The following is a 14433-nucleotide window of genomic DNA, read 5'->3' on the forward strand; positions in this document are numbered from 1 at the left end:
TTCTTCGGTCTACCGCTGATGGCACTGGCCGCAGGCCACCGGTCCCTTGCCTTTGCTCTTGTGGCATCCCACGCAGGCACCGTGGTAGGCTGCCCGCAATCCAGGTTGCCGGCCTTGTCCTTTCAGGCTGTGGCAGTCGCTACACGCACGATCTTCCGAGCTTTCTCCGGCCACGAGCTTGCCGTTTTGATAGACATGGTGGCAGATGGCGCAGTCATCCAGCCCGGATTTTTCATTGTGGGTGTCATGGTCAAAGACCGCCACGGGGCGGCTCAAGGTGCCAAACGCGTTGGTCTTCAATACGGTGTCCGTGCTCCATGCCGGCATGGCGCACAAAGCCAAAACCATTGCCCCAAGCAGGGCCCCAAGCCAGAGAGCGTGGTGACGTCGGGTCATATTATTGGGCCTCCGGTTTTTCCATGCATTCGTAGATGATTTCGCCCAAGAATTTGAGCTCCATGTCCAGTTCGTATTTGTGGATGATGTCATCCAATCCGCCGTGGCAATTGTGGCAGGGCGCGATGCAGAGTTTGACACCGGTTGCCTTGAGCTGTTCCGCCTTGGCCCGGTTGCTCTCCACCCGGGCATTTTTGAACGGCGGACCGCAATTGATGACTCCACCGCCCGCGGCACAGCACAGGTTATGCTCCCGGTTGGGGTGCATCTCCACGAAGTTCTTGCAGAAGGCGCGCACGACTTCCCGCGCCTTTTCGTGCAGACCGCGACCGCGTACCACGTTGCACGGGTCGTGGAAGGTCACCGGCTCTTCAATTTGCTTGGCAACCTTGATACGGCCTGCATTGAGGAGATCCCAATAGAATTCTAGGGCATGGATGACCGGGATCGGCGGCATGCGCCAGCCGAGCACGCGGTTGCCCGTATCGTACACCGAGCGGAAGGCGTGGCCGCATTCGCCCATGACGATTTTTTTCACCCGCAGCCGGGCAGCGGTTTCGAAATGGGCGCGTTTGAGTCGGGCCATGATCTCGCTGTCTCCCGTAAACATGGCCATATCCGAGTTGTCCCAGCCTGGGGTGGTAGGCATCGTCCAGTCGAGGCCGGCAACATTCATAATGGCTGCAGCCTGGTAGATGAGCTGGGTACGGAATTTGGGTTCCGGCCCGATGACTGAATACATGATCTCCGCGCCTTCTTTTTCCAAGGGGATGCGGGCGGTGGGGAACTCGTCCCGAAGCTCGTCTTCTTGCCAGTGCAGGGCGTCGATCCATTCGTCGTCTTTGACCCACATCTGGTTGAGCGTGGCGGAGTGGGAGTGTGCGGTGTCTTGAATATAGAGCGGAGTGAGCTCCAATTTGTGGACAATGCGTCGAACCAGTGTCATCATATAGGCTATATCAATTCCAAATGGACAATATTGGACGCATCTTCTGCATAAATTGCATTCTGTTTGCGCGATCTGTGTCGCTTGTTTCATGAATTCCACAGAAACTTTGCCTTTGTTTTTGAGCATCGGCCAGATGGTTTGTTTGACCTTGCCAACGGGGGAATAGCTCGGGTCCCTGTCACGGGAGAGGTAGAAATGGCAAGCCTCCGAGCACAATCCGCAATGGGCGCAGGTTTCTACATAGGCCATGAGGCGGGCACCGGTTTCATTGCCAAGTACGGCGTTGATGGTGCGCTCGATACGCTCTGGAGTAAGGGCCTCTGCACCGCGTTCGATGCCTTCGTCTTTGATCCATACGCGTTCAGACATGGAGAATCTCCTTATTGGTTACCAATCTTTGACGTGGCGCACCATGCCGAATTCCGATCCAATGTATCCCCGCGTAAAAGGTGCAAAGAGCATATGGGACAGGCGGGTGAAGGGGATGCTCGCGATGAGGAGTTCTGCGGAGAGGATGTGCAGGAGTGTCACGAGCAGGGGGTCCCCCCATTGATGGTAGGCGAGGATGCCGGTGAGGAACGGGGCGGCCACAAGCCCCAACAGGGCAAAGTCGGTCCAGTCGGTGACAAAGGCCACTTCTGGGCGCACTACCCGGCGCACTCCAAAAAATATGCAGGCGCCGAGGACCGCGAAGGCGAGCACGTCGGCAACGAGGCCGGGGAGAGTGGCCCAGCCGATGCCAACTCCTTCTTCCAGCAGGATCACATGGGCGGAAAGGAAGGCAAGGATGAGGAAAAAGCCGATGTGGAACAGAAAGGCCACCCCGACGAAGATGGGATGCAAACGCATGTTCGTGGTGTTCCATGGAATGCTCCAGTTGATGATGGAGCGAATCGCATATTTCAGTGAAATATACGAAAAGAGGACCTGTTCTTTTTCTTTAGCGAGTTTGATGAGATGCCAGATGCGGTAGATGGATCCAACAACGAACACCGTCCAGGCGATCCAGGCAAGTGGTCCAGAGACGAAGACGTAGATTCGTTCCATACTCCCTCCTAGCCGCATATTGTGGAAACGCGTTCCACGATACGGACGTATGTATTATTGATGATTCCACGAATCAGAACAAGACTTCCATCGTCACTGAATATTGGGTCCCAACACTCCGAAAATTCTTTGGAGTATGGCTTTCCATCCACGACGATGGTGTATTTTTTGGAACGTTCTACTTTTGCCGCAACGTGCGCGCCTTCGGGAGAAAATACCGGCTTCCAGCACATGTCGTACATTTCTGGCCACGCTTGGTCATCGACCATGACGGTCCAGCGTTCGTTTTCTTTGCCCAGCGCGGCGATTCTGCGTCCATCGTGGCTTACGGTGAGATCGAAAACCATGTCTCCAAAAGTGGTGCGCCATGCCTGTCCGTCCATAGCCACGGTCCAGCGGCCGTATTCGGGACATACCAAGGCGATCAGATGATCTCCTTTGGGGGTGTAGCGTTGGTGCCAAACCTGGAAGAATTGTGGCTTCCAGATCACCTGGCCATCCACGGCCATGCCCCATTTTCCTCCCAAGCGCACCGGCGCAGCGATGGCGTTGGTCTTCGGGTGAAAGCAGGGTTCCCACACTTGGGAAAAGGTTTCGTTCCATGTGGAGCCGTTGCAGGCAATGGTGTAGTCGAAAAGATTGAGTCGTACTTGGGCGGCGACGTGGGTGCCACTGGGGCTGATAACCGGCGTCCAGACGTTAACGAAATTGCGCTCCCAGGCTTCTCCATCCACGGCGACGGAAAAGACCCCTTGCTTGAATTTGAAGATCTCCGCCTGTCCGAGGGGTTCGGTCTGGACTGCAGCCGCCGTGTGCGCTCCGTCCGCGCTGAGCACGAAGTTATTGGCATTGGCAAAGAGGTTGGGCCAGATCTCTCCGTCTTTGATCATTCCATACTGCATGGAGTCACTGACACAGCATGCGATGACGGATCCATCTTCCGAAAAGAGGGTGTTCCACACAAAGCCATAGCCTTCTTCCCACGCCTCTCCATCTACGGCAAGTTTCCAATCACCGTCGTTGACCAGGGCGGTAAGCCGCCCGTCCGGACTATAGCGGAGGTACCATACGCGGTCGAACTGGTTTTCCCAGAGCGCATCATTCACTTGCACCGTGTACGTCTCGTCCGCTGTTCGCACCACGGCGGCCACCTGTTCTCCATCTGGGCTTGCGTGGCTCTCTTCACGCCATGCGATCTCGTCATTGTTCGTGCCGAGATCCACAACGGTTTTCGAACCAACACTCCAATCCCACTGTGTTTTTGGTGCCATACCCCTCTCCTTGTGTTAAAAAACACATCGTTGTGTGAAGCCGTGTTCCGATTTTCATCACGTTTAAGTCGGAAAATCGGAATGTTTTGAAGTGCGGATAGCGTACAATTTTGACCATGTAAATATCTTTTCAGAATCAGACTGCTTTACTCGATAAAAAAGAGTAGTGTTCTAGTCGTCTTTTAAAGAGTTTTATTCAGATTGTTTGTGTCGGTTTTTTTGTGCTTTTTGTGTCATGCAGAGTGCGTCGGTGGCGGGAAAGTGGGGGCAGGTATTGAGAGTGAGGCGGGATGTAAAAATATTTTTTAAGAAAATTCGATGGTTGTTTCTCTGGGGTCGTTTTGCTTGTGAAGGAATGGATTTGCCCTTGACGGTTTCGGGTGGATTCTATACCTCCGGGGTCGGAAAAAATCATACCTGCAGGATCTAAATACGTATCTGTTGGGTATGTTTTTGTTTTTTGAGGCACGAGGCGGGCCTTGGGGAGTCAGGGCCAAGGTTGCCGGAATGTTCCGGGGAGGATTTTCAACAAAGGATTGTGCACATGGAGAAGGGAAGACCAATGCGATGGGTCGGCATCCTGTGCCTGAGTCTGGGGGTTGCAGGATTTGGACTGAACGCCCTGGGGGGCAAGCAGGAGGGCAAACCCGAGCCGGGAGGGGCAGGGCTTATTCTCATTGATACCCTGGCCGCGTCCGGCAAGCTTTCGTACCCAGTGGTCCGTTTCGACCACGACAAACACACCAAGGCGGTGGAGAACAAGTGCGATTCTTGTCACACCGTGGCAGAGGGCAACAAGGTCACTCCGTTGTTCAAGCGGCAGGCAAGCGAGGACCCGGGCCGCATCAAAGCGATCTATCATGATAACTGCATTGGGTGTCATCAGCGGACTGCCCAGGCGGACAAGAAGAGCGGTCCTCAAAGCGGGGAGTGTCGTTCGTGTCATGCCGGTCCGCGGGATTCGGTGCGAGAGGTGATCCCTTTCGACAAGTCGCTGCACTACCGCCATGCTTCCTCCAAGATGGTGCAGCCGGCTCCCGGCCAGAAGGAAAACTGCTCCAAGTGCCACACCCAGGACACGCCGGAAAAGCGCAATCTCATTTTTGCCAAGAACAAAGAAGAAGCGCACACCAAGTGTGTTTCGTGCCACCTGGAGATTGCCTCGACCAAGCAGCCCACCGGTCCGGTGGAGTGCGCCGGCTGTCATGATGCCGCCAAGCGTTCCACGTACAAAGTGATTGCAGACGTGCCGCGTCTGGAAGCCGGGCAGACGGATGCCATGCTGCTGGTGCCCCCGGCTCCCAAGTCGGCGGCCAAGGATGCCCCTCGGTCGGTGGTGCCGTTTGACCACAAGGCCCATGAAGCCAAAGTGAACCGTTGCTCGGCCTGCCATCACGATGCCCGCTCCAAGGGGGTACCTGCCTGCTCGCAATGCCATACGCCTGGCGGGAAGGAAGAGGGCGCCTTCATTACGATCGAGCAAGCCATGCATCGGCCCATGGCCATGGAGAGTTGCATCGGCTGTCACAATGCCAAAAAGGCCGATCCACAATGTGCGGGATGTCATGAATTTTTGGGCCGTACCACCAAGAGCCAGGAAGGGGCGTGTGCCAAGTGTCATGTGCAGATGCCGCTGCCTGAGGGCGTGGAGCAGAACAAGGCGCTTCGCAATTCTCTGGCGCAGACCATTCTGGAAGGGAAACCCAAGAAAGATGCCGCGCTGCGTCTGGATGAGATTCCTGAGGTGGTGGAGATCGGCGTCCTGTCCAAAGAGTACCAGCCGAGCAAGTTCCCCCACCGCAAGGTGGTGAAGAAGATTGCTGCAGGCATGGAAAACAGCACACTCGCTGCCTACTTCCACAGCTCGCCCAATGCCATGTGTGCGGGTTGCCACCATAACGCTCCGGCTTCGGCCAACCCTCCGGCGTGTGCCACCTGCCATAGCAAGGAGTTCCAGGAGGTCGATGGTCGTAAGCCTTCGCTCAAGACCGCCTACCATCAGCAGTGCATGGGATGCCACAAGCACATGGGCATCCAGAAGCCAGCGGATACGGCCTGCGTGGAATGTCATGCCAAGAAAGAGTAACCCCTAAGGGCGATAGGAGCTGTATCACCATGAAACGGAGAACATTCATCGGTATTCTGGCGGGCGCCGGGGCCTCTTTGGCCACGGGAACTGCTGGAGCCGCTGGAAACCATCATTTTACGGGGTATCCCGATAGTTATGGCGTTCTTTTCGACAGCACCAAATGTATCGGATGCCGCAAGTGCGAGGCTGCGTGCAACGCCGTCAATGAGCTTCCGAAACCGGAGTTGCCTTTTGATGACTTGTCGGTTCTGGAGAAGCGTCGGCGCACGCATCATGATACCTTCACCGTTGTCAATAAATATGAATACAACGGAAAGCCTGTGTTTCGAAAGATCCAGTGCAACCATTGTCAAGAACCGGCGTGTGCATCTGCATGCTTTGTCGGAGCATTCAAGAAGGAGCCTACAGGGGCGGTAAGCTACGATGCTTCGCGCTGCGTGGGCTGCCGCTATTGCATGATCGCCTGTCCTTTTGAAATTCCCACGTACGAGTACCATGACCCCATAACCCCGCGGGTGCGCAAATGCACCATGTGTCAGCCGCGGATTTTGGAAGGGAAGCTTCCGGGGTGTGTGGAAGCCTGCCCCAAGGGCGCGTTGGTGTTTGGTCACCGCGATGAACTCTTGCAGATCGCCCGGGAACGCATCCGCAAACATCCCGAACTCTATGTGAATCATATCTATGGTGAGCAGGAGATGGGCGGCACCAATTGGCTGTACATCTCCGGGGTGCCTTTCGAGATCCTTGGCATGCGTGAGGACCTGGGCATCACCCCTGCGCCGCAGCTGACCACCGGTGCTTTGTCGGTGGTACCGGCGGTGGTGGGCTTGTGGCCCATGTTCCTCACCGGCGCCTACGCCATCACCAAACGCAAGGAAAAGATTGCGGCCGAGGAGCGGGCCCATGCCGTGCAGAAGGCCGTGGCCGAGGCTGAGGCCGAGGCGGCCAAGAAATTGGCCGCCGCCCTGGAGAAGGCCGAGCGGGAAAAACAGGCGGCCATTGACCGTGAAGTAAAGAAAGCACTCAAAGAGGCGGAAGAAGCCCGAAAGAAGGCGGAAGCTGCTTCTGAAGGTGAGGAGTAAGGAGGGCCATATGGCGCATGTTGCAACACCAAGCAAAAAATTTTGGACCCCGGCCAATATCATTACGGCGATCATTCTGGTCATTGGCCTTGTGCTCACGGTGAAACGGTTCTCCATGGGCATTGGCGCGGTGTCCAACCTGTCGGATGACAACCCGTGGGGGATTTGGATCGGCTTTGACCTCTTGTGCGGCGTGGCCTTGGCCGCTGGCGGCTATACCACCACGGCAGCGGTGTATCTCTTTGGCATGAAGAAATATCATTCCGCCGTGCGGCCAGCCATCACCACCGCGTTCTTGGGCTATGCCTTTGTGGTTTTCGCCTTGCTCTACGATCTGGGCCGCTACTACCGGCTCCCCTATCCTTTGACCATTTATCCTGGGCCCACCTCCTTTCTCTTTGAAGTGGGCTTGTGTGTGGCCTTGTATTTGACGGTACTGGCCATCGAATTCTCTCCCTTCCTGTGGGAAGTGCTGGGCTGGGCCAAGATCCGCCATCTGGTGCACAAGCTGACCTTGGCGCTCACCATCTTCGGTGTCATTCTCTCCACGTTGCACCAGTCTTCCTTGGGCGGCTTGTATCTCATTGCCCCGTCCAAGCTGCACCCACTGTGGTATTCCATCTATCTGCCGCTGTTCTTCTTCCTTTCCAGTATCCCGGCCGGACTTTCTATGGTGATTTTGGAAGGAACGCTTTCCCACAAATATCTCAACCACAAGATGGACGAAGAGCATCACCATGGATTTTCTCCGGTGGTTTTGGGCTTCTCCAAGGCGGCATCTGTGGTACTCTTCGCCTACTTCTGCATGAAGTGGATTGGCGTGGCCATGGACAATAATTGGAGCCATCTCGGCACAGGATGGGGGCTGTGGTTCCTGGTGGAAGTTTTGGGGTTTGTCCTGCTTCCCTGCATCCTCTACGCTGTGGCGGCCCGGGAGAAGAATGAACGCGTCGCGTTCTATGCCTCCATCATGACCGTTGCTGGCATTATTTTGAACCGCCTCAATGTCTCCATCATTGCCTTCAATTGGCGACTGCCTGCAGAGGCGCGGTATTTTCCTTCTCTTGAAGAGTTCCTTATTACCGTGTTCATTGTGACCCTGGAGATCACGGTGCTGCGTATCTGCCTCAACAAGCTTCCCATCTTGCATCAGCATCCCCAGTTCCGGGATGCCCACTAGGAGGTTCGCGATGGAGTTCATGACTTATCACGACTTCATGTTCTGGACCAAAGGGATGGCCTATGTGGGCATGGGACTTGCCTTGGTCGGGTTCATCGTGTTCTGGAATTTTCTGACCAGCCGCGAGGATGACCGCTTCGCGGACAAGGAAGAAGAATAGCTGGCGTCGGTCCAAGGAGGATCCGTATGTATGCGTTGTTGACCGGACCACTGTTGTGGTTTTCCTTCGCGGTGTTTTTTATCGGACTGGGGGTGCGGGTGGTCCTGTATTTCCGTGGTCTGGACTGGCGTCTGGACCGGGTGGCCTATACCACGCAGCTGCCCTACGGACTCAAAGGGGCGTGGCGCTCGGTGTATAAATGGCTCATCCCCTTTGGCACCCATAGCTGGCGGGAAAAACCCGTATTCACCCTTGCGTTCTTTGTGTTCCATATCGGCTTGGTGGTGGTGCCGCTCTTCTTGGAGGGGCACGTGGTGATGATCCGAAACGGCATCGGTCTGTCCTGGCCCACCCTGCCGCAGGGGCTGGCCGACTTTCTTGCCATCGCCGCCTTTTTGGCCGGCGTGGGGATTGGTATTCGCCGTTTTGCCTTGCCTGAGGTGCGTATTCTCACGGATTTCAAAGACGTGGCCTTGCTCGTGCTCACGCTGACCCTGCTGGCTTCGGGCATCATGGCCGCCCGGCACACGGAGAGCTACATGACGTGGCTTACCCTGCACGTCCTTTGCGGTCATGTGGTGTTGCTTGCGGCACCTTTTACCAAGCTGGCGCATATTGCCTTGTTCTTCTGCACGCGCATCCAGCTGGGGATGGATTTTGGGATCAAACGCGGTGGAATGAAGACCAATTTTGACTGGTAAGCGAGGAATGGACCATGCCCGAAGGAAAACTTTGTAATAAGAAGCCCGTATCCACCCGCGAAGAGCTCGATGCCTTGCTGGCGGATTCCAACGGGCGGCAATACTATGCGGAAATGGAGCAGTTGGATGTGGACTCCGATGCCTTGTGGGCCACGATCCAAAAGACCATGAAGTCCCGCCTCAAGACTTGGCTAGAAATTTGCGCCCATTGTGGTTTGTGCGCGGACAGTTGCTTTTTGTATACGGTCAATGAAAAGGATCCCACCCAGGTTCCGTCGTATAAGATCCAGTCCACCCTGGGAGAAATCGTCCGGCGCAAGGGCAAGGTGTCCAACGAGTTTATGCGCATGTGCATGGACACGGCGTGGTCCAAGTGTACCTGCTGCAACCGTTGTGGCACCTACTGCCCTTACGGCATCGATATGGGCGTCATGTTCAGCTACTTGCGTGGGCTTTTGCACTCTCAGGGTTTTGTGCCCTGGGAGCTCAAGATCGGCTCGGGCATGCATCGCCTCTTCCGCGCCCAGATGGACGTGACCGTGGAAGACTTTGTGGATACGTGCCAGTGGATGGTGGAAGAGGCCCAGGAGGAATGGCCGTGCCTGGAGATCCCCATCGATAAAGAAGACGCGGACATCGTCTATATGATCAATGCCCGCGAGGCCAAGCACTATCCGGAAGACATCGTGGAGGCTGCCATTCTCTTCCATATCGCTGGTGAGAACTGGACCATGCCCAGCGTGGGCTGGGAGATGACCAGCCTGGCCATGTTTGCGGGGGACTGGGAAGCCTGCAAGATGCAGGTGGAGACCATCTACAGCGCCATGGAGCGGCTGCGTCCCAAACGCATGGTGGCCACTGAATGTGGGCATGCCTATCGCGCCACGGTTATTGAAGGCCCGTATTGGGCAGGCCGTCCGGATGGCAAGCCACCGGTGGAATGTATTCATTACGTAGAGTGGGTGGCCGAGGCCTTGGAAACCGGAAAGCTCAAGATCGATCCTACGAAGAAGATCAAAGAGCCGGTCACGGTCCAGGATTCGTGCAACTATGTGCGTAATGCGGGGCTTCGTGAGTGTACGCGCATCATTATGAAGCACATCGCCGAAGACTTCCGTGAGATGGCTCCGTGTAAGGAGCACAACTATTGCTGTGGCGGCGGTGGTGGCTTCAATGGTATCGGTCGGTACCGCAAGCAACGCAATATCGCCCTCAAGATGAAGCGGGAACAGATCTTGGCTACAGGCGCAAAACTTGTTGTGGCCCCATGCCACAACTGTTGGGACGCCATCCGGGATCTGGAGGAAGAGTACCAGATTGGCATCAAGTGGTCCTTCCTCAAGCCCTTGCTCATCAAGATGGTGGAAGTGCCCCCGCACTTGCGGCCCGAGGAGTAAGAGCCACGGCGCGCGGTACGGCGCGCCGCAACCCAACGGAGTTGACCGATGTTCAAGAAGATTTTGTTCGCCACATCTGGATCTCCCTGCTGTGACGCTGCGGCTCGGGTCGCCTTCGATATGGCGGTGCGCTACGACGCAGAGCTTTTCGTGTTCCACGTACTGGGCGTCCCCAGCCGCGGGTTCAGCCACATCGTTGTGGACGTGCGTACCGGGGAAAAAGTAGAGCTGGACGCCGATTATATCGCTTGGGTTCAGGATGAGCTCAAGAATACCTATGACCGGCAGCTGCGCTCCGGGGCCCGGTGTTCCATCGAGGCCGTGGTGGGGATCCCGCACCGGGAGATCCTGCGCAAGGCTCGCCAGGAAGACGTGGATATCATTGTCATGGGTGCGAGTACCACCGGGTGCGAGGGGGATTCTGACGCCTATCCCAAGCACTTCGCCGGCTCCACCCTGCAGCGGGTGGCCAAGGCCTCCAAGGCGCCGGTCTTGGTGGTGAACCGCCCCGCCGCGTCGTTCTGGGGCGGGTTCACCAATATCGTCTTTGGGGCGGATTTCTCGCGCGCTTCGGAGTACGCCTTCCAGTTTGCGCTGAAGACAGCTCGGGAACTGGGCGCTAAGCTGCACGTGTTTCATGCCGTCGATATCGAATCCCAGCATGGGCTTATGTCGCAGCAGGAGATCGATGACCGTATGCTGGAGGCCCGGGATCGCATCCGTCGGAAATACTTGCTCCAAGCCAAGGGATATCCCCATATCAACGCGGATGTGTGGGAAGGTATTCCCTATGTGGAAATCGTGAAGTATGCGCGAGAGCGCCAGGCGGATCTCATCGTCATGGCGCACCATTCTCGGGAGACGTCCGACGCTTCGTTGGGCCGCACCCTTGAGCAGGTGCTGTTGCGGGCATCGTGTCCGGTGGTTTCGGTCAACCGTCCGGACAAAGTGGTGGACAACGAATAAAGGGGGAACACCATGGCCAAGAAGATCTTGATCATCGACGACGATCCTAACATCGTCACCTATCTGGAAGACATCTTCCAGGACAATGGCTACGCCACCTGCAAGGCCACGGACGGGGCCGACGCCATGGATGTGGTGCGCTCGGAGCGTCCGGATCTCATTACCTTGGACCTGGAAATGCCCAAGGAGTGGGGGCCACGGTTTTATCGGCAGCTGAGCCAGGACGAAGAGTTCGGTGGTATCCCGGTCATTGTGATCAGTGGGCTTGCCGGCAACAAGTATGCCATCCCCAAGGCAGTTGCCTCGTTTACCAAGCCCTTTGACCGTGAGGAACTCCTCAAGGTGGTCAAGGAAACATTGGGCGAGTGATGGACTTCCAGGCCCCCGCCGTTTGGGGCGGGGGCTTCCTTTTTGGGGCGTGGTTATGATTGTTGCGACTGAACCCATTGTCGTGGCCACCGCAGACGTGGAGCATGGGCAGGTGCTCGCTCGGGTGTTGGCGGAGCATGGCTTCCGGCCGGTCTTGTGCCGGTGTGCGGAAGTCGCCCGTACCTTGCATGAGGTACGGCCTCGGTTGTTGATCCTCGGCCATTGCCAGAACGATGGCGAGGCCTTGGTGCGCGATATTGTGCAGCAATTTCCTCGCATACGGGTCATTGCCCTGCTGGAGTCCGGAGAAAGCGATCGTGGGCTGGATCTTTTGGAGGCCGGCGCTTCCGATATCTTATTCAAGCCAGTGGGCGAGCGGGCCCTGTCCATTGCGGTGAAGCGGGCTCTGGATATCTTAGATCTGCAGGAACAATGCGACATCGTGCGGGAGAAGAATAAGATCTTGCGCATGAGTCAGCAGATGTGCCGCCAACTTTTTGATGAAGTACCGTGCTATATTTCGGTGCAGAACAAAGATTGGCGCATTGTTCGTGCCAACCGGCATTTCAAAGAGGACTTTGGCGATTGCTTGGGCGAGCATTGCTACGAAATTTACAAACACCGCACGCATCCCTGCCCCAATTGTCCAGTGGAAGCAACCTTTGCCGATGGGATGATGCACCAAACGGAGGAGGTGGTGACGACCCGCAGCGGCCAGCAGCGCATCGTGCTCACCATGACCGCGCCCATTCGCGATGAAAATGGGAATATCGTGGAAGTCATGGAGCTTTCCACGGACATTTCCCAGATTCGGGAGCTGCAAAGCCGGCTGACCTCTTTGGGCCTTTTCATCGGCTCTATTTCCCATGGCGTGCGCGGCATGCTCACGGCCCTTGATGGCGGGATGTACCGCTTGGAAAAAGGGATCGAGACCGGGGATATGGACCGCATCCGCAGCGGCGTGGAGCTCGTCAAACTCATGGTGGCGCGCATTCGCAATTCCGTCTTGGAAATGCTCTATTATTCCAAAGAGCGGGAACTGAACATCCAAAACATCGATGTTCGCTCCTTTGCCGAAAGTGTCGCGAATTTTGTGGAGCCCAAAGCGGAAAAACACGGTGTCGCCTTTCAGAGGGATTTTTCCCAGGATTTGGGACAGGTATCTTTGGATCCAGAAGTCATCTCCTCTGGCCTCGTCAACATCCTCGAAAACGCCGTGGATGCCTGCATCGAGGACGAAGCCAAACCCCACCATGAGGTCGTGTTCGCCGTGTCGGCCACGGCGCACGAAGTCTGCTTTGTTGTGCGGGACAATGGGATAGGCATGGACCGCCAGACACAAGAGAAGATGTTTTCCTTGTTTTTTTCTTCCAAGGGGAGCCGGGGTACCGGTCTTGGGCTGTATATCGCCAATGACGTTGTCCACCAGCATGGCGGCCGCATTGAAGTGCAGTCCACCCTGGGTGAAGGAACGGAGTTTCGGGTATTTCTCCCTCGGCAGCCCCGCTCGCAGTCGGCACCGGCATCATGAATGGAGATGGACGCATGCGTTTGACCACTCGGAGTCGCTACGGCACCCGGCTGCTTCTCGACATCGCCTTACATCAGGATGCAGGGTGGGTGAGCACGTCCGACATTGCCGCGCGGCAAAATATTTCTCAGAAATATTTGGAAAAACTCGTGACTGGTCTGCGGCAGAGTGGGATTATTCAAAGTAAGCGTGGGCCGTTTGGAGGACATAAGCTGGCCAAATCCGCCGACGAAATCACCGTGGGGGATGTGGTGCGCGCCCTGGAAGAGCGGCTCCTGATCTCCAATTGCTCCGATGGCGAGCGTCTGTGCGGCGAGTGTACCTTGGCCGGGGAATGCGTCACCCAGTTTGTGTGGATCGAGGCGTCCAACGTTTTGATGCAAACCCTTGATTCCTATCGGTTGAGCGATCTCATCCGCCGCAAAGGCTAGGCCGGCGGTTTTTGCAAACTGATTCGTCCAAGTTTTCCGCTGCGAAGGTCGCCTAAGAGCACTTGGGCGGCCTTTTCTGCATCCACCACACCCCCGGCGCGCAGGCAGCCCCGTCGTTTCCCGACGTTCCAGAGAAATTCCTCCGGTGGTCCATCGCCGGCAATCCCGTAGCGGGCCCTGAGGCGTTCCGGGTAGTATTGGTGCAGAAGCGCCGCTGCGCCGACAGCCACGGTCCATAAGTCGAGAGCGGTTTCGCGGATGGCGCCCGAGGCGGCCAAAAGCAGGGCATCGTGCTGGTCTTCCAATTTGGGCCAAAGCACCCCGGGGGTGTCGTAGAGGGTGGTTTCCTCGTCCAAGTGAATACGCTTGGGGGCGCGGGTGATGGCGGCCTTGTCCGCGGCCAAAGAGACCTTGCGGCCGGCCAGGGAGTTGAGAAGCGTCGATTTGCCCACATTGGGGATGCCAGCGATGAGGAGCACGAGGGGGCGCAGGCGGAAATTGCGCGGCGGCACAAGGGCGCGAGCCGCCTGCAGCACCCGGCGGCTGACTTTCGCGTCTGTGGCCACGAGGGGAAGGACCTCCAGGTCGTGCGCCTTCCAATGGGTCACCCATGCCTGGGTCACTTCTGGATCCGCCAAATCGCTTTTATTGAGCACGACCACGCAGGGCTTGGGGCCGCGAAGCTGGTGGAGCAGAGGGTTGCGGCTTGCTTGAGGCAGGCGGGCATCGAGGACTTCGATGACGGCATCCGCCTTGGGGAGCAGTTCCGCCAGCTGCCGGCGGGTGCGGTGCATGTGTCCTGGGAACCATTGAATGGACTGCATAGAACCTCAAAAACAGCGTGCGCCCCAAAGAGGCGCACGT

15 protein-coding genes are annotated in these 14433 nt (G+C 56.8%); 10 read left to right on the top strand and 5 right to left on the bottom strand.

What is annotated here, in order from left to right; all coding sequences use genetic code 11:
• Nucleotides 1-9: 9 nt before the first annotated feature.
• From tmcA to tmcD, 4 genes are read right to left on the bottom strand one after another with little or no spacing between them, the layout of a single operon-like run.
• On the bottom strand, nt 10-396 hold the full coding sequence (gene tmcA / locus QMF81_RS06600; protein ID WP_281749950.1) for an acidic tetraheme cytochrome c3 TmcA: 387 nt from the start codon (nt 394-396) through the stop codon (nt 10-12).
• Nucleotide 397: 1 nt separating this feature from the next.
• Nucleotides 398-1714, bottom strand: a complete 1317-nt coding sequence (gene tmcB, locus QMF81_RS06605) for an electron transfer complex ferredoxin TmcB (RefSeq protein ID WP_281749951.1) — start codon at nt 1712-1714, stop codon at nt 398-400.
• Between the two features lie 18 nt (nt 1715-1732).
• Nucleotides 1733-2392, bottom strand: coding sequence for a TmcC family electron transfer complex membrane anchor subunit (gene tmcC, locus QMF81_RS06610; RefSeq protein WP_281749952.1), 660 nt, complete (start codon nt 2390-2392; stop codon nt 1733-1735).
• An 8-nt stretch (nt 2393-2400) separates the two neighbouring features.
• Nucleotides 2401-3663, bottom strand: a complete 1263-nt coding sequence (gene tmcD / locus QMF81_RS06615) for an electron transfer complex subunit TmcD (protein ID WP_281749953.1) — start codon at nt 3661-3663, stop codon at nt 2401-2403.
• A 562-nt stretch (nt 3664-4225) separates the two neighbouring features.
• Between tmcD and hmcA the strand changes: the two genes are divergently transcribed.
• The 10 genes from hmcA to QMF81_RS06665 are packed head-to-tail and all read left to right on the top strand — an operon-like array spanning nt 4226 to nt 13569.
• Nucleotides 4226-5749, top strand: a complete 1524-nt coding sequence (gene hmcA, locus QMF81_RS06620) for a sulfate respiration complex hexadecaheme cytochrome HmcA (protein WP_281749954.1) — start codon at nt 4226-4228, stop codon at nt 5747-5749.
• A gap of 29 nt (nt 5750-5778) precedes the next feature.
• Nucleotides 5779-6834 (top strand): sulfate respiration complex iron-sulfur protein HmcB, encoded by a 1056-nt coding sequence (hmcB, locus tag QMF81_RS06625; protein WP_281749955.1) that lies wholly within the window; start codon nt 5779-5781, stop codon nt 6832-6834.
• 10 nt (nt 6835-6844) lie between these two features.
• Nucleotides 6845-8014 carry a sulfate respiration complex protein HmcC gene (gene hmcC, locus QMF81_RS06630; RefSeq protein WP_281749956.1) on the top strand — a complete coding sequence of 390 codons (1170 nt, stop codon included), beginning with the start codon at nt 6845-6847 and terminating at the stop codon, nt 8012-8014.
• A 10-nt stretch (nt 8015-8024) separates the two neighbouring features.
• Nucleotides 8025-8174: a sulfate respiration complex protein HmcD gene (gene hmcD, locus QMF81_RS06635; RefSeq protein ID WP_281749957.1), complete on the top strand. Its 150-nt coding sequence runs from the start codon at nt 8025-8027 to the stop codon at nt 8172-8174.
• Between the two features lie 26 nt (nt 8175-8200).
• Nucleotides 8201-8875: a sulfate respiration complex protein HmcE gene (hmcE, locus tag QMF81_RS06640; RefSeq protein ID WP_281749958.1), complete on the top strand. Its 675-nt coding sequence runs from the start codon at nt 8201-8203 to the stop codon at nt 8873-8875.
• Between the two features lie 14 nt (nt 8876-8889).
• Nucleotides 8890-10272 (top strand): sulfate respiration complex iron-sulfur protein HmcF, encoded by a 1383-nt coding sequence (gene hmcF / locus QMF81_RS06645; RefSeq protein WP_281749959.1) that lies wholly within the window; start codon nt 8890-8892, stop codon nt 10270-10272.
• 48 nt (nt 10273-10320) lie between these two features.
• A complete protein-coding gene (locus QMF81_RS06650; protein WP_281749960.1) occupies nt 10321-11238 on the top strand; it encodes a universal stress protein in 918 nt (305 codons plus the stop codon).
• A 12-nt stretch (nt 11239-11250) separates the two neighbouring features.
• Complete coding sequence (divK, locus tag QMF81_RS06655) at nt 11251-11607, top strand: DVU0259 family response regulator domain-containing protein (protein WP_281749961.1); 357 nt, start codon at nt 11251-11253, stop codon at nt 11605-11607.
• Between the two features lie 55 nt (nt 11608-11662).
• Entirely contained in the window at nt 11663-13138 is a 1476-nt protein-coding gene (locus QMF81_RS06660; protein ID WP_281749962.1) for an ATP-binding protein, read from the top strand.
• Between the two features lie 14 nt (nt 13139-13152).
• Entirely contained in the window at nt 13153-13569 is a 417-nt protein-coding gene (locus tag QMF81_RS06665) for an Rrf2 family transcriptional regulator (RefSeq protein ID WP_281749963.1), read from the top strand.
• Here the strand turns inward: QMF81_RS06665 and ylqF are convergent.
• Complete coding sequence (gene ylqF, locus QMF81_RS06670) at nt 13566-14393, bottom strand: ribosome biogenesis GTPase YlqF (protein ID WP_281749964.1); 828 nt, start codon at nt 14391-14393, stop codon at nt 13566-13568. The two genes, QMF81_RS06665 and ylqF, sit on opposite strands and share 4 nt — an antisense overlap.
• Between the last annotated feature and the right edge of the window lie 40 nt (nt 14394-14433).

Source organism: Thermodesulfomicrobium sp. WS (assembly GCF_027925145.1).
Classification (GTDB): Bacteria; Desulfobacterota; Desulfovibrionia; order Desulfovibrionales; family Desulfomicrobiaceae; genus Thermodesulfomicrobium.

What these genes read in the sequence shown, in the direction of transcription:
- QMF81_RS06665 (WP_281749963.1), top strand. Translation starts at nt 13,153, where the DNA reads ATGCGTTTGACCACTCGGAGTCGCTACGGCACCCGGCTGCTTCTCGAC.
- tmcA (WP_281749950.1), bottom strand. Translation starts at nt 396, where the DNA reads ATGACCCGACGTCACCACGCTCTCTGGCTTGGGGCCCTGCTTGGGGCA.
- ylqF (WP_281749964.1), bottom strand. Translation starts at nt 14,393, where the DNA reads ATGCAGTCCATTCAATGGTTCCCAGGACACATGCACCGCACCCGCCGG.
- hmcB (WP_281749955.1), top strand. Translation starts at nt 5,779, where the DNA reads ATGAAACGGAGAACATTCATCGGTATTCTGGCGGGCGCCGGGGCCTCT.
- divK (WP_281749961.1), top strand. Translation starts at nt 11,251, where the DNA reads ATGGCCAAGAAGATCTTGATCATCGACGACGATCCTAACATCGTCACC.
- tmcD (WP_281749953.1), bottom strand. Translation starts at nt 3,663, where the DNA reads ATGGCACCAAAAACACAGTGGGATTGGAGTGTTGGTTCGAAAACCGTT.
- QMF81_RS06660 (WP_281749962.1), top strand. Translation starts at nt 11,663, where the DNA reads ATGATTGTTGCGACTGAACCCATTGTCGTGGCCACCGCAGACGTGGAG.
- QMF81_RS06650 (WP_281749960.1), top strand. Translation starts at nt 10,321, where the DNA reads ATGTTCAAGAAGATTTTGTTCGCCACATCTGGATCTCCCTGCTGTGAC.
- hmcC (WP_281749956.1), top strand. Translation starts at nt 6,845, where the DNA reads ATGGCGCATGTTGCAACACCAAGCAAAAAATTTTGGACCCCGGCCAAT.
- hmcF (WP_281749959.1), top strand. Translation starts at nt 8,890, where the DNA reads ATGCCCGAAGGAAAACTTTGTAATAAGAAGCCCGTATCCACCCGCGAA.
- hmcA (WP_281749954.1), top strand. Translation starts at nt 4,226, where the DNA reads ATGCGATGGGTCGGCATCCTGTGCCTGAGTCTGGGGGTTGCAGGATTT.
- hmcD (WP_281749957.1), top strand. Translation starts at nt 8,025, where the DNA reads ATGGAGTTCATGACTTATCACGACTTCATGTTCTGGACCAAAGGGATG.
- tmcC (WP_281749952.1), bottom strand. Translation starts at nt 2,392, where the DNA reads ATGGAACGAATCTACGTCTTCGTCTCTGGACCACTTGCCTGGATCGCC.
- hmcE (WP_281749958.1), top strand. Translation starts at nt 8,201, where the DNA reads ATGTATGCGTTGTTGACCGGACCACTGTTGTGGTTTTCCTTCGCGGTG.
- tmcB (WP_281749951.1), bottom strand. Translation starts at nt 1,714, where the DNA reads ATGTCTGAACGCGTATGGATCAAAGACGAAGGCATCGAACGCGGTGCA.